Below are 22,341 nucleotides of genomic sequence, written 5' to 3' on the forward strand. Positions count from 1 at the left end.
ATTTTACGCCAAAAATGCCGAAATTGTTACCCTAAATTAAGATAAAAATTTGATGTAAACCAAAATTATGTTGAAAAAACGGCTTTTTTATCCCCTTATATTACTAGCCTTAACGTGCCATGCACAACCAAACCGCACCTTAGATTGTCTGGTTGTGGGCATTTCCGATGGCGATACCTTTACCTGTTTAACTACGGAACACAAACAACTTAAAGTTCGTCTCAATGAAATTGACGCCCCCGAAAAAGCACAAGCCTTTGGCAATAAATCTCGTCAAACGCTGGCGCAATTAATCCATAAACGCCCTGTTCATCTGGTGATTTCCGGCTATGATCGCTATCATCGCATCATTGCCACGGTGTATAACACGCAAGGGGAAAACATCAATTTAAAAATGGTGCAACTGGGCATGGCTTGGGCTTACACCCAATATATGAAGCATGAAGAATATGCCCTTGCTCAACACCAAGCACAACAGCAAAAAATCGGATTATGGCAAGATCCTAACCCCATTTATCCGAGCGATTTTCGTCACCAAAAACGCAAAGCGCGGGAGTATCCATAATGTTTAACGCTGAAAAATTTCGTCAGGCATTTCCTTATTTCCAACAACCTGATGCGGTGGTGTATTTGGATAATGCGGCCACCACACTCAAACCACAGGTATTAATTGATGCCACCGGTGAATTTTATTGTTCCGCTGGTTCCGTTCACCGCAGCCAATATGACGCCAAACAGACCGCACTTTACGAACAAGCGCGCGACCGAGTGCGTCAATTGATTAATGCAGAAAGTCACAATGCGGTTATTTGGACCAGCGGCACCACCCAAGCCATCAACACCGTGGCTTATGGTTTAATGCACGCTATTCAGGCAGGTGATGAAATCATTATCAGCGAAGCGGAGCATCATGCCAACTTTGTTACATGGCACGAAATCGCGAAAAAGTGCGGGGCAAAAATCCATGTTTTGCCTTTATTGGATAATTGGCTAATCGATGAAAAAGCCCTGCTCTCTGCGTTGAACACACGCACAAAATTAGTGGCTCTCAACTTTATTTCCAATGTCACCGGCACAGAACAACCTATTGCGCATTTTATTCGCCTGATCCGCCAGCACAGCACCGCGCTCGTCTTAGTGGATGCGGCACAAGCCATTAGCCATACAAAAATTGATTTGCAAAAACTGGATGCGGATTTTATCGCCTTTTCCGCTCACAAAATCTATGGGCCTAATGGCATTGGCGTTTTAAGCGGAAAATTGACCGCACTTGAACAATTACAACCATTCAATTACGGCGGCAAAATGGTGGATTTTGTCTCTAAAGAACGTATTCATTTTGCGGAATTACCCTATCGCTTAGAAGCCGGTACGCCCAATATTGCCGGAGTCATTGGGTTTAATGCGGTGCTGGAATGGTTGGAAAAATGGGATATAACGCAAGGGGAACAACATGCCATTCAACTGGCGGAACAAGCCAAAGTGCGGTTAAAAAATTACCCGAATTGTCGCTTGTTTGAAAGCCCACAGCCAAGCTCCGTGGTCAGTTTTGTATTTGATGACATCGCCACTGCCGATATCGCCACTTTGCTCGCGGAACAGCATATTGCCTTACGCACCGGCGTCCATTGCGCCATGCCTTATTTAGCGCGTTTAAGCGTAACGAGCACATTGCGTTTAAGCTTCGCCCCTTACAACACACCGGCAGAATTAAACCAATTTTTTGCCGCATTAGACAACACCTTGGATTTATTACAATAAAATGAACATCGAAGCCATTAAAAATGCCCCAAGCTGGGAAGAAAAATATCGTCAACTCATTCAATTAGGCAAAAATCTCACTAAACCCACTGATAGTGAATTAGCGCAATGGCAACCCATTTCGGGTTGCGAAGTGAATTTATGGGTAAAAATCAGCGTCAATTCCGACCGCACTTTGCAGCTCAACGCCTATAGCGAAGCGCGAATTATGAACGGGTTATTGGCGATTTTGATTCATGAAGTCAATGGCAAATCACTGGAAGCTTTAGCAAATTTTGATATGACCGCTCGATTTACCGAATTAGGTATCGCCCAACGTTTGAGCGATACCCGATTAAATGGGCTAAAGCAAATTGAGCAAAAAATACGTGCTTTAGCGTTAGCTTAATATCAACCCAAACTCACGCAATAAATGTTCATAATAAGAACCTTTCGGCACTTGATTAAAATACGTCATTTTATGGACGTTCGTTGACTGTAAAATCGCCAGAAAAGTTTGTGCATCAAAAGGCTCATTGGCGACAGCTTGCAGCACATGCGGCAAGGTGTCATCAACAAGCACACCTTGATAAGGTTTAAACTTCTTCGTTAAAACATCAAACATAATTTGGAAAAAGAAGTAATGAGGAATTTGCGTTTGACTATGCCAAAAATTCAACATTAACTGCAAACAATGGTGCAATAACTCACTCTTTTTATCGGCAGCGATAAAGCTGTTTAGCATATTAACCGCATGCGTTGGCGACCAACCAAAATAATCTGAATTATAATGTTGCCAAAAAGATTGATTTTTGGCATGGGCATTGCGTTGGAACACAAAGAAATCCTGTTCAAATAACGCAGGGTTTAAAGGTGCGGTCAATAAAATGGTCGCATCCGCCCACACGCCACCATAAGCGCTTAACAACGCTAAGCGCAAGATATCCGAAAAGAAGGTATAACCAAAGGCGGGGTTTTGTCGCTTCTGCCAAATAAATTCAGGCAAATCGATATAATCCGCAATGGTTTTATCCGTCAATCGAATCACTTCACATTCATCTTTAAAACGTTCAACGCTGGCAAAACAAAGCTTAACCATATCGGGTAAAGTTTCATCAATATCTTGTCCCCAATATTGCCAAATAATCTTCTTACCCGCTAAATTTTTCTTAGGCTTAATCTCAAAATAGGGCAACTGTTGGTCAAAATACTGCGTAATCACTTGCTCCCAAATGTTCGCCACATGTTGCATTTGCTCACGGTTTACTTCTCTTTGATAGTCAAACCACCGCTGCGGTTCCATTGTTTGGAAAAAATCCGACCGCTTGTATAGTTCGATATAAAATTGTTTTGCCAAGCAGTCTGTAAAATAAATAGGTTGCATCATACCGGGATCTTCCTGTTGTTGGGGAATTGAAAATTTTTTAAACAGGGCAAACCATTCCCCCCCCCCACCCCGAAAGCGGTAACAATCGTAATTTCTTTCGTCATGAGAAATCTCTCTTACATCAAAAATTTTTGCTGAGGTTAGACAATTTTTACACAAACACATTTTGCACCAGCACCATATACAAAATCGTGCCCACTGCCATGGATAAAAACATATTTTTCTTCCATAAATGTAGCCATAATGTGACCGCACCTGCGATAAAATCGGGCAAGCCATGATGCTCTTGAAAGAGATCCACGTTTTTATACACATAAATCACCAACATCCCAAACATTGCCGCGGGCAACACTTTGCCTAAATAACGAATATATTCAGGCACAGGGCGATTGGCAGGGAAAACCCAAAATGGAATTAGACGGCAAATTTGCACCCCAAGCACGCCCATGGCAATGGTGATAATTTGTTCGTTAAGCGTCATGATTAACTCCCTGTTGTTCGCTCTGCGCATTGTGTTCAATGCGGGCTAATTTGCCGGCTAATTTCGGACGGCGTAAGGTTAAAATTCCCCAAATGGCAAATAAAGTGGGGATTAAGAAGTTCTCTTTGCCGACAGCGACTAAGAAAAACAGCGTGACGCCTAAGCCAATAAGCGAACTTTCGTGGGATTTTTCTTTCATCCAGTTTTCCGCAAAAATCACAATAAACAACGCCGTCATTGCAAATTCCACGCCTTGAAGGCTAAAAGGCAGAATATTGCCAAATAAATTACCGATTACTGCACCGCTCACCCAATATATTTGCAAGAACAAGGTGACCCAAAAGTAATACCAACCTTTGTCTAAGTGCGGTGGAATTTTTGCCATATAATTTAATGAAAAGGATTCGTCCACCAACGCAGAAATAAGATACCAGCGTTTTTTACCGTTTTGTACGCCGTATTTTTCCAACATCGAAATACCATAAAAAATTTGGCGACCGCTCACCATTAAGGTCACAAGCAAGGTGGCAACTGGCGCAAAAGGCGACACCAAGGAAGCGGCGATAATAAATTCCACTGAGCCGGCATAAATTAATAGCGCGGCAAAAAAGGGATACCACACATCAAACCCCAAGGCTTTCATATAAACGCCGTAGGAAATACCTAAAAATAAAAAGCCCGAGATCATGGGGGATGAATAAGGAAAGGCGGCTTTTGCTGCCGCCCAAATTTGCTGTTTTGTTGCCACCGTTACAACTCCAATACTGACAAACCGGGTAAGGTTGAAAAACTTTGCGCTTTTACCGTTTCATAAAAATCATCCATATAAGCCCGATTGCCGTCATGTTCACGAAAGGCGCAATATAAATTACTCTGCAAACCTTTTGCGGTAATTTTACGCGCCACCACATAACCGCGCTCTAAATAAGGTTGCACCGCCCAATAAGGCAATGCCGCAATACCGCGCTTACTGGCAACCAACTGAATAATCGCAATGGTTAATTCACTGGTGCGGCGTTCAGGGTTAATACCTGCCGGTTTAAGCACCTTGCGCAAAAGATCTAACATATCATCCGGCACCGGATAGGTTATCCAAGTTTCATTGGCGAAATCTTCTGCATCCCAAACGTCTTTCGTTGCCAAAGGGTGATCCTTGGCACACAACCCCACCATTTCGTAAGAAAACAACGGCTTATAAATCACACCTTCTGTTTCTTCCACTTCGGACACAATCGCCCAATCCGCACGATCTGTTAACAATAAACCAATGGTATCGGTATGGAACCCCGACACAATATCTAATTCCACCAAAGGCCAATGCTGGCGAAAATTATCCATAGCAGGCATCAACCAATCAAAGCAAGTATGACATTCCACCGCAATACGCAACTGCCCCGCTTCCCCATCACGCACACGAGATAAATCACGTTCTGCTTCAATCACTTTCGGCAAAATCTCATTGGCGAGCTGAATTAAACGATCGCCTGCCGGGGTAAAACGCAATGGCGTGCTTTTACGTTCAAATAAAGGCAAACCGTATTGTTCTTCAAGGGCTTTAAGTTGGTGGGAAAGCGCAGACTGCGTAAGGTAAACCAGTTGTGCCGCTTGCGATACCGAACCTGTTGCTTTTAACGCAAGCAAGGTGCGTAAATGGCGCAATTCAAGAAAAGTGGGTTTCATTAACATTCTTCATATTCAACAATAATGTCCGCAATTCTAACGTAATTTTGACCGCGCTTTAAGATTTAGGAAAAAATTTTTATCCCAATTTTGTGACAACGCTCACGGTAATGATTTGAGATTTGCAGTAATATGCCCCTAAATTTTTTCATTACAGGAGTACATTATGAAATTAAAATCTCTTTCTTTCGCTGTAACCAGTGCGATTTTAGGTGTTGGGATGATTTTCTCAGCACAAGCAGAAGCCAAAGGACGCTTAACGGTTTATTGTTCAGCCACCAATGAAATGTGTGAAGCGGTAACCAAAGCATTTGGCGAGAAATATGACGTTAAAACCCAATTTATCCGAAACGGTTCAGGTTCAACCTTTGCGAAAGTGGAAGCAGAAAAAGGCAATCCACAAGCGGATGTTTGGTATGGCGGAACCTTTGACCCACAAGCTCAAGCCGCAGAAATGGGCTTACTTGAACCTTATCGCTCAAAAAATATTGACGATATTATGCCGCAATTCCAAGACCCGGCTAAAACCAAAGGCAACTACGCATCCGCGGTTTATATGGGGATTTTAGGTTTTGGTGTTAACACTGAACGATTGGCTAAATTAGGTATTAAAGACGTACCAAAATGCTGGAAAGACTTAACAGATCCGCGTTTAAAAGGCGAAATCCAAATTGCTGACCCACAAAGCTCAGGCACCGCTTACACCGCGATTGCGACTTTTGTTCAACTTTGGGGCGAACAAGCCGCTTTCGATTACTTCCGCCAAATTCACCCAAATATTTCCCAATACACCAAATCAGGCATTACCCCATCTCGTAACGCCGCGCGCGGTGAAGCTACGGTAGGGATTGGTTTCTTACATGATTACGCAGTAGAAAAACAACAAGGCGCACCGCTTGAATTAATCGTCCCTTGCGAAGGCACAGGCTATGAATTAGGCGGTTTAGGTATTATTAAAGGCGCGCGCAACTTAGATAACGCGAAATTATTCGTGGATTTTGTACTTTCACCTGAAGGCCAAGAAACCGCATGGCGCAAAGGCAATGCCCACCAAACCTTAACCAACACCAAAGCTCAACAATCCCCAACCGCTTTCGACCCAACCAAATTAAACTTAATCAATTATGATTTTGAAAAATATGGTGCCACCGAAGAACGGAAACGATTGATTGAGAAATGGGTTCAAGATGTGAAATTGGCGAAATAGTTGTTCTATATAAATCAAGCGTAGGGTGGGCATCCTTGCCCACCATTTATATTCGATGATTATTTCGGTGGGCAAGAATGCCCACCCTACAAATTACTGAAAATATAAGGAAACACCTATGAAAATCTCAAAAATTGCTTTGTCACTTTCTACGGTTTTATTAGGAAGTTTAACTTTTACACAACCTGTTCAAGCTGACTCAGGACGCTTGGTGGTTTATTGTTCTGCACAAAATACCATGTGTGAACAAGAAACTCTCGCTTTCGAGAAAAAAACAGGCATCAAAACCAGTTTTATCCGCGGTGGAACCGGGGCTATTTTAGCCAAAATAGATGCTGAAAAAGCCAACCCACAAGGCGATGTGTGGTATGGCGGAACCTTAGATCCCCACAGCCAAGCGGGCGAAATGGGCTTATTAGTTCCTTATAAATCCCCTAATTTGCAATATATTCCTGATGAGCTAAAAGATCCTGCTAAAGTGAAAGGAAATTACTCATCTGCAATTTATCTTGGCGTATTAGGCTTTGGTGTTAATACGGAACGCCTAGCAAAACTCAATATTCCCGTTCCAAAATGCTGGAAAGATTTAACCGATCCGCGCTTAAAAAATGAAATTCAAGCTGCAGATCCACAAAGTTCAGGTACCGCTTATACCGCCCTTGCCACATTTATGCAACTTTGGGGCGAAGAACAAGCCTATGCCTATTTGAAAGAATTACACAAAAATGTTTCCCAATACACGAAATCAGGCAATACCGCTACTCGTAATACGGCACGTGGCGAAGCTTCTATTGGTATTGGATTTTTACATGAACACTCTTTGGAAAAAGAAAAAGGCGCACCGGTGGAGCTTGTCGTACCTTGTGAAGGCACAGGCTATGAAATTGGTGGTGTAAGTATTATTAAAGGCGCTCGCAACCTTGAAAATGCGAAAAAATTTGTGGATTGGGCGTTATCAAAAGAAGCACAAGAACTTTCTTGGCAAAAAGGTGAAACCCATCAAATTTTAACTAACGTTCAAGCGAAACAATCGCCTTATGCGCTAGATTTTAAATCCATCAACTTAATCAATTATGATTTTGATAAATATGGTTCGAGCGATTTACGCAAACGCTTGATTACAAAATGGGTTGACGAAGTAAAATTAGCAAAATAAATTAATGCTATTCGATAATCGAACACGGACAGGCTAATGCCTGTCCTTACCAATAAATAAACATTCATATTGCGAGGTTGTATGAATTCCGCAAAAATACCTTTTACGCAATCGCCAAATTTTTGGCTGTTATTATCAGTAATCGCCTTTCTCGTATTACCATCTCAAGCACTTGACTATGGGTTACTCGAAAGTACAGCTGATGAGTTTTATGCTGCCATGGGTTGGTCATCACTTAACCTGACGAGTTTATGGTTTTTACCTTTAATCGGCTTTTTTATTATTCCTAAACTCAATTTAAATGTTGCCACACAAGCTAAAGCAGAGCTTATTTTAATTGTCTCTACCACATTATTTGCTTTTGTGACCGCAACAATTTACAAAGTTTCCATGGGTTATTCGGTCATTATTTTATTAACAACTTTGACCGCACTTGCCACCTTTGCCTTGGCTAAACTAAAAATCATGCAAGGCGATAAATTTATTATCGCATCACTATTAGCTATCATCTTGTTGATTTTCTTCTTTATCGTCTATCCGACATTGGCAATATTAATTTCCATGTTCTATGACGGAGATACCTTTGCGCCACAACAAGTATTGCGTATTTTAAGCCAAAGTTATATTGCCCGTGTTATTACAAACTCTCTTGCTTTATCAGGCTTTGTGGGTGTGGTATCCACAATATTTGGTTTAGCTTTTGCCCTTTATACTACGCGGATTGCTCGCCGTACGGCGTTCATCGGTAAAATCTTTTCCATTTTACCGATTGTAACACCTCCCTTTGTGGTGGGATTAGGTGTCACCTTAATGCTTGGTCGCTCGGGTTATGTCACCGAATTTTTAACTGAACATTTAGGTTTTACCAACCATAACTGGTTATATGGTTTCAATGGCATTGCTATCGCACAAATTTTAGCGTTTGCCCCGATTTCATTTATGATTTTAGATGGCGCATTGAAATCTATTCATCCATCAATTGAAGAAGCCTCTTACACATTAAGAGCGAACCGCTACCAAACTTTCTATAACATTATCTTCCCACTACTTCGCCCTGCATTGGCAAACTCATTTTTAATTGTTTTTGTGCAATCATTAGCGGACTTTAGCAACCCATTAGTGTTAGGGGGAAGTTTCGATGTTATTGCTACCCAAATCTATTTCTACATTGCAGGTTCTCAATTAGATTACGCTTCCGCAAGTACACTGGGATCAATTTTATTAATCTTCTCATTGCTCATTTTCGTAGTGCAATATATGTGGATCGGTAATCGTTCCTACGTCACGGTTTCAGGTAAATCTTACCGCGGTGATGTACAAGATCTTCCAAAAGGATTGAAATTAACCATTATCGCTATGCTGGGTTTCTGGGTTCTTTTCAACCTAGTACTTTACGGTAGCATTTTCTACGGTAGTTTCACCGTAAACTGGGGGGTAGATTACACCTTAACAACTCGCAACTACGAACTTATGTTCGGACAAGGTTTCAGTGACGGTGCATGGCCATCACTCTTGAATACCATGTTATATGCAGGAATTGCCGCGCCATTGACCGCACTTTTCGGCTTATTAATTGCTTATATCGTTGTGCGTAAAGATTTCCAAGGCAAAAAAACCTTAGAATTCTTAACCATGCTTTGCTTCGCAGTACCGGGCACTGTTGCCGGTGTATCTTACATACTCGCCTTTAATAATGCGCCAATGTATATCACAGGAACAGGGATCATCATTATTATCTCAATGGTAATGCGTGACTTACCTATTGGTATGCGTGCCGCTATTGCAGGTCTTGGTCAACTTGATAAATCCCTTGATGAAGCTTCACTTTCCTTGAAAGGTTCTTCATTTAAAACGATTTGGTTTATTGTCTTCCCATTATTAAAACCAGCCTTACTCTCTGCGCTCGTTACGAGTTTTGTGCGTGCAATGACAACAGTGAGTGCCATTATTTTCTTAGTCACTGCAGATACTCGTGTGGCAACGGCATACATCCTAAACCGCGTTGAAGACGGTGAATATGGTGTGGCGATTGCTTACGGGTCAATCTTAATTGTGGTGATGATGGCAATTATCTTGTTCTTTGACTGGATTGTGGGGGATACACGCATTTCACGTTCAAAAGCGAAAAAAATGAATTAATTTTAACCGCACTTGTAAGGGCAAACACAGTTGCTCAATCAATGAATATGGATATAGGGGAATGTATTATCCCCTACAAAATAAAGGTAGTACCAAATTATGACAACAACAAAAAATGATGACTTCTTAGTCTTAAAAAATATCACCAAATCTTTTGGCAAAGTCACTGTTATTGATGATTTAGACTTAACCATTAAGCGCGGCACGATGGTGACTTTACTCGGGCCTTCGGGTTGCGGTAAAACTACCGTGCTTCGTTTAGTAGCCGGCTTGGAAAGCCCGACTTCAGGTCAAATTTTTATCGATGGCGAAGATGTCACTAAATCCTCTATTCAAAATCGAGATATTTGTATTGTGTTCCAGTCCTACGCGCTCTTTCCACATATGTCTATTGGCGATAACGTGGGTTATGGTTTGCGTATGCAAGGCGTCAGTGCCGATGAACGCAAACAGCGTGTGAAAGAAGCCTTGGAATTAGTGGATTTAGCCGGCTTTGAAGATCGTTTTGTGGATCAAATTTCAGGCGGTCAACAACAACGTGTGGCACTGGCGCGTGCGTTAGTGTTAAAACCGAAAGTATTGTTATTTGATGAACCATTAAGTAACTTAGACGCCAACTTACGCCGTTCAATGCGTGAAAAAATCCGTGAATTACAACAACGTTTAGGCATTACTAGTCTTTATGTGACTCACGATCAAACAGAAGCCTTTGCGGTATCTGATGAAGTGATTGTGATGCATAAAGGGAAAATCATGCAAAAAGCTCCGGCGAAAGAACTTTATTTACGTCCAAATTCCCTATTCTTGGCCAACTTTATGGGGGAAAGCAGTATTTTTGACGGCACAGTTTCACACAATACGATTACCGTAAATCAATATTCCTTTACCCTATCCAACGCGGCGGACTTCGGTATTCCGGATGGCGAATGTTTAGTGGGAATTCGCCCGGAAGCGATTTCCTTACAAAACCAAGGGGAAGCCGCCCAAGCCTGCGAAATTAAATCCGCGGTTTATATGGGCAACCACTGGGAAATTGTCGCGAACTGGGGTGGCAAAGATTTACTCGTTAACAGCAACCCTGAAGATTTTGACCCACATGCCCAAACCGCTTATGTGCATTTGGCGGAACATGGGGTGTTTTTGTTGAAAAAAGAATAAACAGCCCTAAAAATTCCCATTTATAAGGAGATAAATTATGGCTCAAAAAATTATTCTCGACTGTGATCCCGGTCATGATGATGCGATTGCAATGATGCTGGCTTGGGGAAATCCGAATATTGATTTACTTGCCGTGACAACCGTTGTTGGCAATCAGACGTTAGAGAAAGTTTCGCGTAACGCGTTGGCGGTAGCGGAAATGGCAAAAATGTATGGAGTGCCTATTGCAAAAGGTTGCGATCATCCGTTAGTACGTGATGTAGAAAATGCGCCGAATATTCATGGTAATTCAGGTATGGATGGCCCTGTATTGCCTGAGCCAACCATGCAATTTGAAGAGAAACACGCGGTAAATCTGATCATTGAGCTTATTATGTCTCACCCTGAGAAAACCATTACACTGGTGCCAACCGGGGGGCTAACCAATATTGCTATGGCTGCCCGTTTGGAGCCGCGTATTATTGATCGCGTGAAAGAAGTGGTGTTAATGGGCGGCGGATACCATACCGGTAACTGGAGTGCGGTGGCAGAATTCAATATTAAAATTGACCCCGAAGCGGCGCATATTGTGTTTAATGCAGGCTGGAAAGTCACTATGGTAGGATTAGATCTCACTCATCAAGCCTTAGCGACACCTGATATTGTGGAACGCTTTGCGGCACTCAATACTAAACCGGGGCAATTTGTGGTGGATTTACTCAAGTTCTTCGGCAAGATGTATAAACAAGTGCAAAATTTTGATGCCCCACCGGTTCATGACGCTTGCGCGGTTGCTTATGTTATCGATCCAACGCTCATTGAAGTGCAACAAGTTCCTGTGAATATTGAATTAACCGGTACGCACACGTTAGGCATGACGGTAGCAGATTTCCGTTATCCGCCAAAACCTTGTAATACGTGGGTAGCGAAAAAACTCGATAAAGCACGTTTTTGGGATCTTGTTGTGGATGCGGTGAGAAATTTATAATTCTCTACTACTCTATCACAAAGCTGAAATGGCGGTTGGTGAGCTTGTCGAACCATAAGACATTTCAGCGTTTACTGCACAAGACTTACGTTTCGACAGGCTCAACGACCGTCTTGTGCAAATACCACAAAATATCGCGCTTCCCTTCAAATTATTTTCTGTGATCTCTCTCACAAATCTCAATATAAGTCATTGCAATGTCTCATTATTTCCCTACAATCACAAACATAAGTTTGAGGTATAAACTTATGTTTATTGGAGGTAAATTATGACTGATAATGAACGTATTATTTTTGAACTTATTCGTAAAAATCCCTTTATATCCCAGCAAGAACTTGCGGATAAAATCGGTCTCTCTCGTTCTGCGGTCGCGAACATCATTTCCGCATTAGTCAAAAAAGAATATTTGCTTGGCAAAGCTTATATTTTTAATGAACGCAATGCTATCGTCTGTATTGGTGCGGCAAACCTTGATAAAAAAATCAAAACCGATCATGAGTTACAAGGATACACATCCAATCCGATTACATCAAAAGTCTCTATTGGCGGCGTTGTCCGCAATATTGCCGAAAATCTGGGGCGCTTAGAACAAGAAGTCATTCTTATTTCTACCGTTGGCAGCGATCCTGAATGGTCAAGAATAAAAGCTCTCTCTTCGCCTTTTATGAACACGGAATCGGTGATCACGCTTGAAGGGCAATCCACGGGTTGTTACACCGCACTTCTTGATATTGATGGGGAAATGTATTTAGGCTTAGCCGATATGTCTATTTATGATCATTTCAAGCCTGAACTCTTAATCAAACGCCAACAATACTTGCGTAATGCAAAATGTTTGGTCGTTGATTTAAATTGCCCGAAAGAAACCGTGGAATTTCTTTGTGCCTACGCCACCAAACACCAAATTAAACTTGCCGTTATCGCAGTTTCTGAACCCAAAATGAAACATTTGCCACGCCAATTAGCCGGAGTCGATTGCTTATTTATCAATAAAGGCGAGCTAGGTGCCTTTGTCGGACGTGTTCTCAATACGGATGAAAGTTTAAAAAGTGCGGTGAATGAAGTGCTAGATTTAGGCGTAAAACAAATTATTCTCACCGCCGGCGCCAAAGGGGTTTTATCCGCCAATCAATCGCACTACCAATGGTATCCGGTAAAACAGCTAGCGTCTTCAAAAATCGTGGACGTCACTGGTGCCGGAGATTCCTTTAGTGCTGCCTATATCGATGCTTGGCTACAACATCAACCTGAACCGCAATGTATTTTAGCGGGAATGGTCAATGCCTATCACACGATTCAATCTGAATTTACCGTTCGCCCTAATTTAACTAAAGCACAATTACAAACTGAAATGGAGCATTTTTATGAATAACTATTTAGTCTTATCTCAAGAAGTCAAAGAAGGTATGGAAAAAGGTTTACCTATTGTTGCCTTAGAATCAACCATTATTTCCCATGGTATGCCTTATCCGCAAAATGTACAAATGGCACGAGAAGTGGAACAAATTGTACGTGATCATGGTGCCGTGCCTGCCACGATTGCCATTGTCGATGGCAAAATCAAAATTGGCTTATCTGATGATGAATTGGAAATGTTTGGGAGTAGCAAAGGCATTGCAAAAGTCTCGCGCCGTGATTTAGCGGATGTTGTTACCTCAAAACGTTTAGGTGCAACCACCGTGGCCAGCACAATGATCGCCGCTCAATTAGCGGGGATTAAATTTTTTGTAACAGGCGGTTTAGGCGGTGTCCATCGCGGTTGGGAACATAACTTAGATATTTCTGCCGATTTAGATGAATTTGCGCAAACGAACGTTACGGTGATCTGTGCCGGCGCTAAATCTATCTTAGATCTTCCTGCCACCTTAGAATATTTAGAAACCAAAGGCGTTCCTGTTATTGGTTACCAAACTAAAAATCTTCCCGCCTTCTTTTGTCGTGACAGCGGCTTACCGCTTCCGCTCTCATCAGATGATTTACAGCATATTGCCAATATGATTAAAACCAAATGGGAACTGGGACTTCAAGGCGGTGTGGTGGTGGCTAACCCCATTCCTGAAGAGCATGCCCTTGCCCCTGAATATATCAACGGCATTATTGAAAGTGCGGTCAAAGAAGCGGAAGAAAAAGGCATTACAGGAAAAGATATTACGCCATTTTTATTAGGCAAAATTGTAGAAATGACGGATGGCAAAAGCTTAGAAGCCAATATTCATTTGGTGAAAAACAATGCCAAAATTGGCGCACAACTGGCTGTCCGTTATTTTAAATCATAAGCTCAACGAGCCCATTCTTTTGGGCTAGGCATTTCTCTAACCGGAGGTTCCTATGGACATCGTAAACAGTTTATTTGGCATATTTATTTTGCTGTTGATTGCCTTTTTATTCTCTAACAACAAAAAAGCGATTAATTATCGCACTGTTATTGGCGCACTACTTATCCAAATGGCAATTGGTGCATTAATTTTATACGTTCCCCTTGGACGTAAAGTATTAATGGCGGTGTCTGATGGCGTGGCGAAAATTATTGCTTTCGGTGCGGATGGGATGAATTTCCTATTTGGTGGTTTAGTCAGTGAGAAAATGTTTGAAGTATTTGGTGGCGGTGGATTCGTCTTTGCCTTCCGCGTACTGCCGCCCATTATCTTCTTTGCCGCGCTCATTTCTGTTTTGTACTATCTCGGTATTATGCAAATGATCATCAAAGTTATTGGTGGTGGTTTGCAAAAATTATTAGGTACATCAAAAGCAGAGTCCACATCAGCGGCGGCAAATATTTTCGTAGGGCAAACGGAAGCGCCTTTATTAGTTAAACCGTTCATTGAAAAAATGACACAGTCTGAATTATTTGCCGTAATGGTTGGGGGATTAGCCTCTATTGCCGGTGCCTCTCTTGCCGGTTATGCCGGAATGGGAATTCCGTTACCATATTTAATTGCCGCATCATTTATGGCTGCCCCGGGTGGCTTATTATTCGCAAAAATTCTCTTCCCACAAACAGAAAAACCGAATGATGATATTAAATTAGTGGATGATGGCGAAAAACCTGCCAATGTCATTGAAGCGGCAGCATCCGGTGCAGCTTCAGGTGCGCAATTAGCCATCAATATCGGCGCCATGTTAATTGCCTTTATTGCCTTAATTTCAATGCTCAATTGGATCATTTCTGCGCTCGCGGGCTTAGTGGGACAAGAAGGCGTAACACTTCAATCATTACTCGGCTATGCGTTCCAACCATTAGCTTGGGCTGTGGGTGTGCCTTGGGAAGAAGCACAAGTTTCCGGTGCCTTAATCGGTGAAAAATTAATTCTAAATGAATTTGTGGCTTATGTAGATTTTATCAAATACCTTAGCCCGGAATCTGCCGTTCAATTAAGCCCGAAAACCGTTGCCATTATCACCTTTGCGCTCTGTGGTTTCGCTAACTTGGGCTCTATTGCCATTTTAGTAGGTGGATTAGGTAGCATGGCGCCATCACGCCGTAGTGATATTGCGCGTATGGGGATCCGCGCGGTTATCGCCGGCTCACTTTCTAATCTTATGAGCGGTGCCATTGCCGGTTTATTTATTGGCATTGGCGGATCCATTATGTAAATTTTCTCGCGATAACCAACCGCACTTTCCCCCTAAAGTGCGGTTCTTTTTTATTGTGTTTTTTATTTTAATAACATACTATAACACTCAGTTATTATCATATTAAAAGGATACACAATGAAAAACGAATTAATTTGTTACAAAAAAATGCCTGTTTGGACAAAAGACAGCTTGCCAAAAATGTTCCAAGAAAAACACAATACCAAAGCAGGGACTTGGGGGAAATTGACCGTGTTAAAAGGGGCATTAAAATTTTACGAATTAACAGAAAATGGCGATGTGGTTAACGAACATATTTTTACCGCAGATAACGACACGCCTTTTGTTGAACCGCAACTTTGGCACCGCGTAGAAGCACTTTCTGATGATTTAGAGTGTTATTTGGAATTTTATTGCACCAAAGCGGATTATTTCAGCAAAAAATACAACCTAACGGCAACCCATTCTGAAGTCAAAGCGGCTGCAGAAATATTAACCCCTTGCAAAACCTTAGATCTTGGTTGTGGGCAAGGACGCAATTCACTGTATTTAAGTTTGTTGGGCTATGATGTGACCGCTTGGGATCATAATGAAATGAGCGTAGGCTTTTTACGCGAAACCGCGGAGAAAGAAAATCTAAACATTTCCACCGCACTTTACGATATTAACAGTGCCAATATTCAAGAGCATTACGACTTTATCGTTTCCACTGTGGTCTTTATGTTCCTAAATCGTCAAGCGGTACCGAATATCATTAAAAATATGCAAGAACATACCAATGCCGGCGGCTACAATCTTATCGTTGCGGCAATGGATACCGCTGATGTGCCTTGCCCAATGCCTTTTTCATTTACATTTAAAGAAAATGAACTGGCGAATTATTATCAGGACTGGGAATTAGTGAAATATCAAGAAGAAATGGGTGAATTGCATAAAACCGATGAAAATGGCAATCGAATTAAGATGAAATTTGTTACGATGTTAGCGCGGAAGAGATAGGTAGCTAAAAACTGAGACCATTGCCCTATACGAGCCGTATAGGGCTAGTTAATCCGAGCCGCTCTGCGGCTCTTTTTCCGAAATTATACAACATCGTACAAGATAGTCGTTGAGCTTATCGAAACGTAAGTCTTGTGCATAGTAAACGCTGAAATGTCTTATAGTTCGACTGGCTCACTAACCGTGGTTCGACAAGCTCACCAACCGCCATTTCAGCTTTATGTAAGTGTGACATAATACCATTTTTATTCAGCCCCAGCGGGGCTGGGCTTAACGAACCTAGCACGGCTCGTGCTAGGTCGTTACTCGAATGTAAATCTTATCGTAGTCTTCTCTATTTCACCACAAAACCATATTTTTTATACACATCTTTTGCTGTTTCTGACTTCATATAATCAAAAAAAGCCTTGGTTTCGGCGTTTTCTTTATCCTTAACAATCGCGGCAGGATATTCAATGGCCGGGTGGCTGTCTGCCGGGAAAGTCGCTACGATTTTCACATTTTTGCCCACCATGGCATCCGTGGCATAAACAATACCTAACGGGCTTTCTGCACGTTCAACCAATAGCAATGCTTTTCGTACATTATCCGCACGCGCTAATTTTTTCTCAACGGCATCCCATTGTTTTAAATAGGTTAAGGCGGTTTTCGCATAAATACCGGCAGGGACGTGATCAGGATCCCCAACGGCTAAAAACGTTCCGTCTAAGCGTTTTTGCCAATCCGAATTTCTGACATCAATCTTTTCTACATCGCTATTTTTCGGTGCAATCATGACCAAGCTATTGCCCACTAAATTCACACGAGTAGCCGGTTCGATATTCTTTTTCTCTGCCAAAAAGTCCATCCATTTTTGATCCGCTGAGACAAAAATATCCGCAGGTGCCCCTTCATTAATTTGGCGAGCCAATACGGATGATGACGCAAAAGATAAGATCACTTTCGCATTGGGATTGGCTTTTTTATAATCGGATACCACATCCTCTAGGGCATTGGTAAAAGACGCGGCAGCAAAAACCGTGACCTTTGCCTGAAGTTGAGTGGAAAAAATTGCCGCCGTTGCCGCAAGCGCGAGAGTCAGCATGTTTCGTTTTAGCATAAGTTCTCCTTTGTTAACTATATATTTGATTATATAACGATAATAAAAATAAATGCTATATAAATTTTTGTATTTTGCGTAAAATGTAGCGAATATCCTAGCAAGGAAATCGCTATGCTAAAAAATACTGAAATTCTCTTAACCATCAAATTACAAGAACAATTATTTGTTGACCCCAAACGAATTCGTTTGCTCAAAGCCATTCAAGAATGTGGTTCCATTAATCAAGCAGCTAAAAACACCCATATTAGCTATAAAAGTGCGTGGGATCATTTGGCCGCGATGAATGAAATCAGCCCTAAACCTTTACTTGAACGCAATATTGGCGGTAAAAATGGCGGCGGTACAACACTCACCTCTTATGCAGTGCGTTTATTGCAACTTTATGATTTACTTGAACAAACTCAAGAAAAAGCCTTTCATATTTTGCAAGATGAAAATATTGCCTTGAGCAATCCTCTTTCTGCTACGGCAAAATTTGCCTTACAAAGTAGCGCGCGCAACCAATTTTTCGGGACAGTCGAAAATGTGACATTACAAAACGGCAACGCCTTAGTCAGTATTCAAATTGAGGGGTTAAATCGCCCGATGGTGGCGTCAATTACGGAAAAAAGTGCGGTAAAATTAGGCTTAGTTTTAGGCAAAGAAGTGATGCTAATGATAAAAGCACCTTGGGTGAAATTACATCAAAATCCACCGCACTTAGACGAAAATCTGTTTTTGGGCGAAGTCCGTTCCGTCACAGAAACAAACCACACGAAAGAAAGCCTGATTGCGGTCAATGGACTGGAATTTTGCGCCACAATCCATGCTGACCAACAAATCAAGGTTGGCGCGCAAACTTGGCTTTCTATTGATCCTGAACAAATTATTTTGGCGACATTATGATGACCATTTGGAAACGAACACTTTCTCTTTCTGAGATGAACCAACTTTGCACAAACTGCGCTGTAGGGTATTTAGGCATTGAATTTACTGCGCAAGGTGAAAACTGGCTCGAAGCCACCATGCCTGTGGACAACCGCACAACTCAACCTATGGGCTTGTTGCATGGCGGTATTTCTCTTGCCTTGGCGGAAACCGTGGGATCTTTAGCGGGATTATTATGCCTTGAAGAACCCCATGCAGCAGTGGGAATGGATATTAACGCCAGTCATTTACGCCCGGTCAAATCCGGCAAGGTCACTGCGCGCGCTACCCCATTGCGCCTAGGCAAACGCACTCAAGTCTGGCAAATTGATATACGTGATGAGCAAGAAAATCTCTGCTGCACGTCCCGTCTCACCCTTTCTGTTATTTAATTTTATAGGATATTCCAAGTTGAAAATCGGCGTTATTTTGGCAAATCTCGGCACACCCTGTGCGCCGACTTCTTCTGCAATTTCGAGCTATCTCAATGAATTTCTAAGCGATAAACGCGTGGTCGATTTACCCCGTTGGAAATGGTTGCCTATTCTCAAAGGCATTATTTTACCCTTACGCTCGCGCCGTATTGCGAAAAATTACCAAGCCATTTGGACAGAACAAGGATCGCCGCTACTCGCCTACTCTCTTGAACAACAAAAAGCACTGCAGCACTATTTGTCTGCGCAAGGCATTGATGTACAAGTAGAAATCGGGATGACTTATGGTGAACCGAGCATTGAAAGCGCGGTGAAAAAATTGACCCTTTCCAAAGTGGATAAGATCATTTTCCTGCCGTTGTATCCGCAATACAGCTCAACGACAACCGCAGCGGCAATTGACGCCTTTGCCCGTGCTTTGACGCAACAACGTGAAATTGTGCCTTTTAGCCTTATCCATTCCTACGCGGATAACGAAAATTACATTAACGCGCTAGCCGAAAGCATAAAAGCGCGGTTAAAAAATGATGAGTTTTTGCTGTTTTCCTATCACGGTATTCCATTACGTTATGAGCAAGAAGGCGATTTTTATCGTGAACATTGCCGTCAAACCACCCTTGCGGTGGTGGATAAATTAGGCTTAATGGAAACTCAATGGGCAATGACCTTTCAATCTCGTTTTGGACGCGAAGAATGGCTACAGCCTTATACGGATGAATTTTTGGCTCATGCCCCAAGCCAAGGTATTGAAAAGATTGCGGTCATCTGCCCGGGTTTTGCCGCAGATTGTTTGGAAACCTTAGAAGAAGTTGCGGAAACCAATCGCCATTTATTCCTTGCTCAAGGGGGACAATCTTATCAATATATCCTCGCATTAAATGCCGATAAAAAACATATTGAATGTTTAGGGCAGTTGGTTTTAAATAATTTACATTAATTTCATTCATAATAAACTTGAATTTTATGAAGTTGCATAATGTTGTTATTTTGTAGATGATAGTCATCGTCATTTAGACGGCTAAACGTCTAAATAGAAGAAATATCTAATCTATCAAAGGAGCACATTATGACAACATTCCATATCTTAGGCTTTCCACGTGTTGGGGCGAAACGTGAATTAAAATTTGCACAAGAACGTTACTGGCGTGGTGAAATTGCAGAACAAGATTTATTAGATTTAGCCAAAGCCTTGCGTGAAAAAAACTGGCAGCACCAAGCAGCTGAGAACGCCGATTTCGTGGCAGTGGGCGATTTTACCTTTTACGATCATATTTTAGATCTACAAGTAGCAACGGGGGCAATTCCTGCGCGTTTTGGTTTTGACAGCCAAAATTTAACCCTTTCGCAATACTTCCAACTGGCGCGTGGTAACAAAGATCAATTTGCCATTGAGATGACCAAATGGTTTGATACCAACTACCACTATCTTGTGCCTGAGTTCCATAAAAACACCGAATTTAAAGCCAACCCAGCTCACTACGTTAATCAAATCCGTGAAGCGAAAGCCTTAGGTTTGAAGGTTAAACCTGTGATTGTCGGACCTTTAACTTTCCTTTGGTTAGGCAAAGAGAAGGGCGAAGCCTTCAATCGTTTTGAGTTATTAAACAAACTTGTGCCTGTTTACCGTGAAATTTTAACCGCACTTGCGGCAGAAGGCGTGGAATGGATCCAAATTGACGAGCCGGCTTTAGCCTTAGATTTACCGGCGGAGTGGCTGGCGGCTTATCAGGCGGTCTATGCGGAATTAAGCCAAGTGGATGCGAAATTGTTATTAGCCACCTATTTTGGCTCAGTGGCAGAACACGCAGAATTGCTCAAAGGCTTAGCGGTGGACGGCTTGCATTTGGATTTAGTACGCGCGCCTGAACAACTTGCAGCATTTGACGATTACCGCAAAGTGCTTTCGGCTGGCGTGATTGATGGGCGTAACATTTGGCGTGCGAACTTAAATCAAGTATTAGATCTGCTTGAGCCATTAAAAGCCAAACTTGGCGAACGTTTGTGGATTGCCCCAAGCTGTTCTTTGTTACATACGCCTTTTGATTTAGCGGTGGAAACGCAATTACAAGCAAATAAACCTGAACTTTATCAATGGCTTGCTTTTACGCTACAAAAAGTTGAAGAATTGTCGGTAATTAAGACCGCACTTGAACAAGGTCGAACAGCGGTGCAAGCACAATTAGTGGCAAGCCAAGCGGCAGCGGATGCGCGTGCAACATCAAAAGAGATCCACCGAGCCGAAGTGGCGGCTCGTTTAGCTAACTTACCTGAAGGGGCAGATCGCCGTAAATCGCCATTTGCAGCGCGTATTGCGAAGCAAAATGCGTGGCTAAACTTACCGCTTTTACCAACGACAAATATCGGTTCATTCCCACAAACCAGCGAAATCCGCCACGCTCGTGCGAGTTTCAAAAAAGGCGAGTTAAGCCTTGCGGATTATGAAGCGGCGATGAAAAAAGAAATTGAATATGTGGTTCGCCGCCAAGAAGAGTTAGATTTAGATGTGCTGGTTCACGGCGAAGCGGAACGTAACGATATGGTGGAATATTTCGGCGAATTGCTTGACGGCTTTGCCTTCACCAAATTCGGTTGGGTGCAAAGTTACGGCTCACGCTGTGTCAAACCGCCAGTGATTTATGGCGATGTGGCTCGCCCTGAACCGATGACAGTGCGTTGGTCGCAATATGCCCAAAGCCTCACCAACAAAGTGATGAAAGGAATGCTGACAGGGCCGGTAACGATTTTACAATGGTCGTTCGTGCGTAACGATATTCCACGCTCAACAGTCTGCAAACAGATCGGTGTGGCGTTATCAGACGAAGTGTTAGATTTAGAAGCAGCAGGGATCAAAGTGATCCAAATTGATGAGCCTGCAATCCGTGAAGGCTTGCCACTCAAGCGGTCAGATTGGGACGCTTATTTGCAATGGGCGGGCGAAGCCTTCCGTTTAAGCTATATGGGCGTACAAGATGACACCCAAATCCACACTCATATGTGTTATTCCGAATTTAACGACATTTTGCCAGCGATTGCCGGCTTAGATGCGGACGTGATTACCATTGAAACCTCACGCTCCGATATGGAACTACTTACCGCCTTTGCCGATTTCAAATACCCGAACGACATCGGCCCGGGCGTATACGACATTCACAGCCCACGCGTTCCAAAAGCGGAAGAAATCGAACATTTGTTGCGCAAAGCCTTGAAAGTTGTACCAAAAGAACGCTTATGGGTAAACCCAGACTGTGGCTTAAAAACCCGTGGCTGGAAAGAAACTATCGAACAGTTGCAAGTGATGGTGGAGGTGACGAAGAAATTGAGGGTAGAGTTGGGTTGATGTAGCTGATTTTATGGGGCAATGGGGCGAAAGATATTTCGCCCCTACATTTAATTTATTGAAATCATTGAAAAA

Annotated in this window: 20 protein-coding genes and 1 pseudogene; 16 read left to right on the plus strand and 5 right to left on the minus strand. The window is 42.4% G+C overall.

The genetic code is table 11. From position 1 onward, the window contains the following. The first annotated feature begins 67 nt into the window (after positions 1–67). Genes E7T07_RS06570 through E7T07_RS06580 form a run of 3 tightly spaced genes read left to right on the plus strand, consistent with a single transcriptional unit; the run spans position 68 to position 2,149 of the window. Positions 68–565 (plus strand): thermonuclease family protein, encoded by a 498-nt coding sequence (locus tag E7T07_RS06570; protein WP_135710096.1) that lies wholly within the window; start codon positions 68–70, stop codon positions 563–565. Further along, entirely contained in the window at positions 565–1,761 is a 1,197-nt protein-coding gene (locus E7T07_RS06575; RefSeq protein ID WP_135710097.1) for a cysteine desulfurase, read from the plus strand. Before E7T07_RS06570 ends, E7T07_RS06575 begins: the two co-directional genes overlap by 1 nt. A 1-nt stretch (position 1,762) precedes the next feature. After that, on the plus strand, positions 1,763–2,149 hold the full coding sequence (locus E7T07_RS06580; RefSeq protein WP_135710098.1) for a SufE family protein: 387 nt from the start codon (positions 1,763–1,765) through the stop codon (positions 2,147–2,149). On the opposite strand, the gene E7T07_RS06585 is transcribed toward E7T07_RS06580, so the two are convergent. The 4 genes from E7T07_RS06585 to E7T07_RS06600 all read right to left on the minus strand — a co-directional run bounded on the left by E7T07_RS06585 (position 2,141) and on the right by E7T07_RS06600 (position 5,288). After that, entirely contained in the window at positions 2,141–3,127 is a 987-nt protein-coding gene (locus E7T07_RS06585) for a capsular polysaccharide synthesis protein (RefSeq protein WP_210403515.1), read from the minus strand. The genes E7T07_RS06580 and E7T07_RS06585 overlap by 9 nt on opposite strands. Positions 3,128–3,278: 151 nt before the next feature. Continuing rightward, entirely contained in the window at positions 3,279–3,608 is a 330-nt protein-coding gene (locus tag E7T07_RS06590; protein ID WP_135710099.1) for a branched-chain amino acid transport AzlD family protein, read from the minus strand. After that, complete coding sequence (locus tag E7T07_RS06595) at positions 3,598–4,296, minus strand: AzlC family ABC transporter permease (RefSeq protein WP_135710159.1); 699 nt, start codon at positions 4,294–4,296, stop codon at positions 3,598–3,600. Before E7T07_RS06595 ends, E7T07_RS06590 begins: the two co-directional genes overlap by 11 nt. 62 nt (positions 4,297–4,358) lie before the next feature. Then, positions 4,359–5,288, minus strand: a complete 930-nt coding sequence (locus E7T07_RS06600) for a LysR family transcriptional regulator (protein WP_135710100.1) — start codon at positions 5,286–5,288, stop codon at positions 4,359–4,361. Between the two features lie 166 nt (positions 5,289–5,454). On the opposite strand from E7T07_RS06600, the gene E7T07_RS06605 reads away from it, so the two are divergent. The 9 genes from E7T07_RS06605 to tehB all read left to right on the plus strand — a co-directional run bounded on the left by E7T07_RS06605 (position 5,455) and on the right by tehB (position 16,487). Further along, a complete protein-coding gene (locus E7T07_RS06605) occupies positions 5,455–6,495 on the plus strand; it encodes an ABC transporter substrate-binding protein (RefSeq protein ID WP_135710101.1) in 1,041 nt (346 codons plus the stop codon). Between the two features lie 118 nt (positions 6,496–6,613). Continuing rightward, positions 6,614–7,651, plus strand: coding sequence for an ABC transporter substrate-binding protein (locus E7T07_RS06610; RefSeq protein WP_135710102.1), 1,038 nt, complete (start codon positions 6,614–6,616; stop codon positions 7,649–7,651). Between the two features lie 81 nt (positions 7,652–7,732). Further along, a complete protein-coding gene (locus E7T07_RS06615; RefSeq protein ID WP_135710103.1) occupies positions 7,733–9,790 on the plus strand; it encodes an ABC transporter permease in 2,058 nt (685 codons plus the stop codon). A 99-nt stretch (positions 9,791–9,889) separates the two neighbouring features. Then, positions 9,890–10,948, plus strand: a complete 1,059-nt coding sequence (gene fbpC, locus E7T07_RS06620) for a ferric ABC transporter ATP-binding protein (RefSeq protein ID WP_135710104.1) — start codon at positions 9,890–9,892, stop codon at positions 10,946–10,948. Between the two features lie 37 nt (positions 10,949–10,985). After that, on the plus strand, positions 10,986–11,915 hold the full coding sequence (uriH, locus tag E7T07_RS06625; protein WP_135710105.1) for a uridine-preferring nucleoside hydrolase UriH: 930 nt from the start codon (positions 10,986–10,988) through the stop codon (positions 11,913–11,915). A 268-nt stretch (positions 11,916–12,183) separates the two neighbouring features. Beyond that, positions 12,184–13,287 carry a carbohydrate kinase gene (locus E7T07_RS06630; RefSeq protein ID WP_135710106.1) on the plus strand — a complete coding sequence of 368 codons (1,104 nt, stop codon included), beginning with the start codon at positions 12,184–12,186 and terminating at the stop codon, positions 13,285–13,287. Then, a complete protein-coding gene (locus E7T07_RS06635; protein WP_135710107.1) occupies positions 13,280–14,191 on the plus strand; it encodes a pseudouridine-5'-phosphate glycosidase in 912 nt (303 codons plus the stop codon). The genes E7T07_RS06630 and E7T07_RS06635 overlap by 8 nt, the downstream gene beginning before the upstream one ends. A 52-nt stretch (positions 14,192–14,243) precedes the next feature. Then, positions 14,244–15,509 carry a NupC/NupG family nucleoside CNT transporter gene (locus E7T07_RS06640; RefSeq protein WP_135710108.1) on the plus strand — a complete coding sequence of 422 codons (1,266 nt, stop codon included), beginning with the start codon at positions 14,244–14,246 and terminating at the stop codon, positions 15,507–15,509. 117 nt (positions 15,510–15,626) lie between these two features. Continuing rightward, complete coding sequence (gene tehB, locus E7T07_RS06645) at positions 15,627–16,487, plus strand: SAM-dependent methyltransferase TehB (RefSeq protein ID WP_135710109.1); 861 nt, start codon at positions 15,627–15,629, stop codon at positions 16,485–16,487. A gap of 334 nt (positions 16,488–16,821) precedes the next feature. On the opposite strand, the gene modA is transcribed toward tehB, so the two are convergent. Next, positions 16,822–17,586 (minus strand): molybdate ABC transporter substrate-binding protein, encoded by a 765-nt coding sequence (gene modA / locus E7T07_RS06650; RefSeq protein WP_135710110.1) that lies wholly within the window; start codon positions 17,584–17,586, stop codon positions 16,822–16,824. 114 nt (positions 17,587–17,700) lie between these two features. Between modA and E7T07_RS06655 the strand changes: the two are divergent. The 4 genes and pseudogenes from E7T07_RS06655 to metE all read left to right on the plus strand — a co-directional run. Continuing rightward, positions 17,701–18,271 (plus strand): annotated as a pseudogene (locus E7T07_RS06655) (TOBE domain-containing protein); the annotation flags it as partial. 202 nt (positions 18,272–18,473) lie between these two features. Beyond that, positions 18,474–18,887, plus strand: coding sequence for a hotdog fold thioesterase (locus E7T07_RS06660; protein WP_135710161.1), 414 nt, complete (start codon positions 18,474–18,476; stop codon positions 18,885–18,887). A gap of 19 nt (positions 18,888–18,906) precedes the next feature. After that, positions 18,907–19,866: a ferrochelatase gene (hemH, locus tag E7T07_RS06665; protein ID WP_246046160.1), complete on the plus strand. Its 960-nt coding sequence runs from the start codon at positions 18,907–18,909 to the stop codon at positions 19,864–19,866. Between the two features lie 129 nt (positions 19,867–19,995). Then, on the plus strand, positions 19,996–22,266 hold the full coding sequence (gene metE / locus E7T07_RS06670; protein ID WP_135710113.1) for a 5-methyltetrahydropteroyltriglutamate--homocysteine S-methyltransferase: 2,271 nt from the start codon (positions 19,996–19,998) through the stop codon (positions 22,264–22,266). Positions 22,267–22,341 lie beyond the last annotated feature (75 nt).

The sequence above is a fragment of the Actinobacillus porcinus genome, from assembly GCF_901764995.1.
GTDB classification, from domain to species: domain Bacteria; phylum Pseudomonadota; class Gammaproteobacteria; order Enterobacterales; family Pasteurellaceae; genus Exercitatus; species Exercitatus porcinus.

Bases quoted from the DNA above. Each gene is read 5' to 3' on its own strand.
- E7T07_RS06570 (WP_135710096.1), top strand. From the start codon at position 68: ATGTTGAAAAAACGGCTTTTTTATCCCCTTATATTACTAGCCTTAACG.
- E7T07_RS06575 (WP_135710097.1), top strand. From the start codon at position 565: ATGTTTAACGCTGAAAAATTTCGTCAGGCATTTCCTTATTTCCAACAA.
- E7T07_RS06580 (WP_135710098.1), top strand. From the start codon at position 1,763: ATGAACATCGAAGCCATTAAAAATGCCCCAAGCTGGGAAGAAAAATAT.
- E7T07_RS06585 (WP_210403515.1), bottom strand. From the start codon at position 3,127: ATGATGCAACCTATTTATTTTACAGACTGCTTGGCAAAACAATTTTAT.
- E7T07_RS06590 (WP_135710099.1), bottom strand. From the start codon at position 3,608: ATGACGCTTAACGAACAAATTATCACCATTGCCATGGGCGTGCTTGGG.
- E7T07_RS06595 (WP_135710159.1), bottom strand. From the start codon at position 4,296: ATGATCTCGGGCTTTTTATTTTTAGGTATTTCCTACGGCGTTTATATG.
- E7T07_RS06600 (WP_135710100.1), bottom strand. From the start codon at position 5,288: ATGAAACCCACTTTTCTTGAATTGCGCCATTTACGCACCTTGCTTGCG.
- E7T07_RS06605 (WP_135710101.1), top strand. From the start codon at position 5,455: ATGAAATTAAAATCTCTTTCTTTCGCTGTAACCAGTGCGATTTTAGGT.
- E7T07_RS06610 (WP_135710102.1), top strand. From the start codon at position 6,614: ATGAAAATCTCAAAAATTGCTTTGTCACTTTCTACGGTTTTATTAGGA.
- E7T07_RS06615 (WP_135710103.1), top strand. From the start codon at position 7,733: ATGAATTCCGCAAAAATACCTTTTACGCAATCGCCAAATTTTTGGCTG.
- fbpC (WP_135710104.1), top strand. From the start codon at position 9,890: ATGACAACAACAAAAAATGATGACTTCTTAGTCTTAAAAAATATCACC.
- uriH (WP_135710105.1), top strand. From the start codon at position 10,986: ATGGCTCAAAAAATTATTCTCGACTGTGATCCCGGTCATGATGATGCG.
- E7T07_RS06630 (WP_135710106.1), top strand. From the start codon at position 12,184: ATGACTGATAATGAACGTATTATTTTTGAACTTATTCGTAAAAATCCC.
- E7T07_RS06635 (WP_135710107.1), top strand. From the start codon at position 13,280: ATGAATAACTATTTAGTCTTATCTCAAGAAGTCAAAGAAGGTATGGAA.
- E7T07_RS06640 (WP_135710108.1), top strand. From the start codon at position 14,244: ATGGACATCGTAAACAGTTTATTTGGCATATTTATTTTGCTGTTGATT.
- tehB (WP_135710109.1), top strand. From the start codon at position 15,627: ATGAAAAACGAATTAATTTGTTACAAAAAAATGCCTGTTTGGACAAAA.
- modA (WP_135710110.1), bottom strand. From the start codon at position 17,586: ATGCTAAAACGAAACATGCTGACTCTCGCGCTTGCGGCAACGGCGGCA.
- E7T07_RS06660 (WP_135710161.1), top strand. From the start codon at position 18,474: ATGACCATTTGGAAACGAACACTTTCTCTTTCTGAGATGAACCAACTT.
- metE (WP_135710113.1), top strand. From the start codon at position 19,996: ATGACAACATTCCATATCTTAGGCTTTCCACGTGTTGGGGCGAAACGT.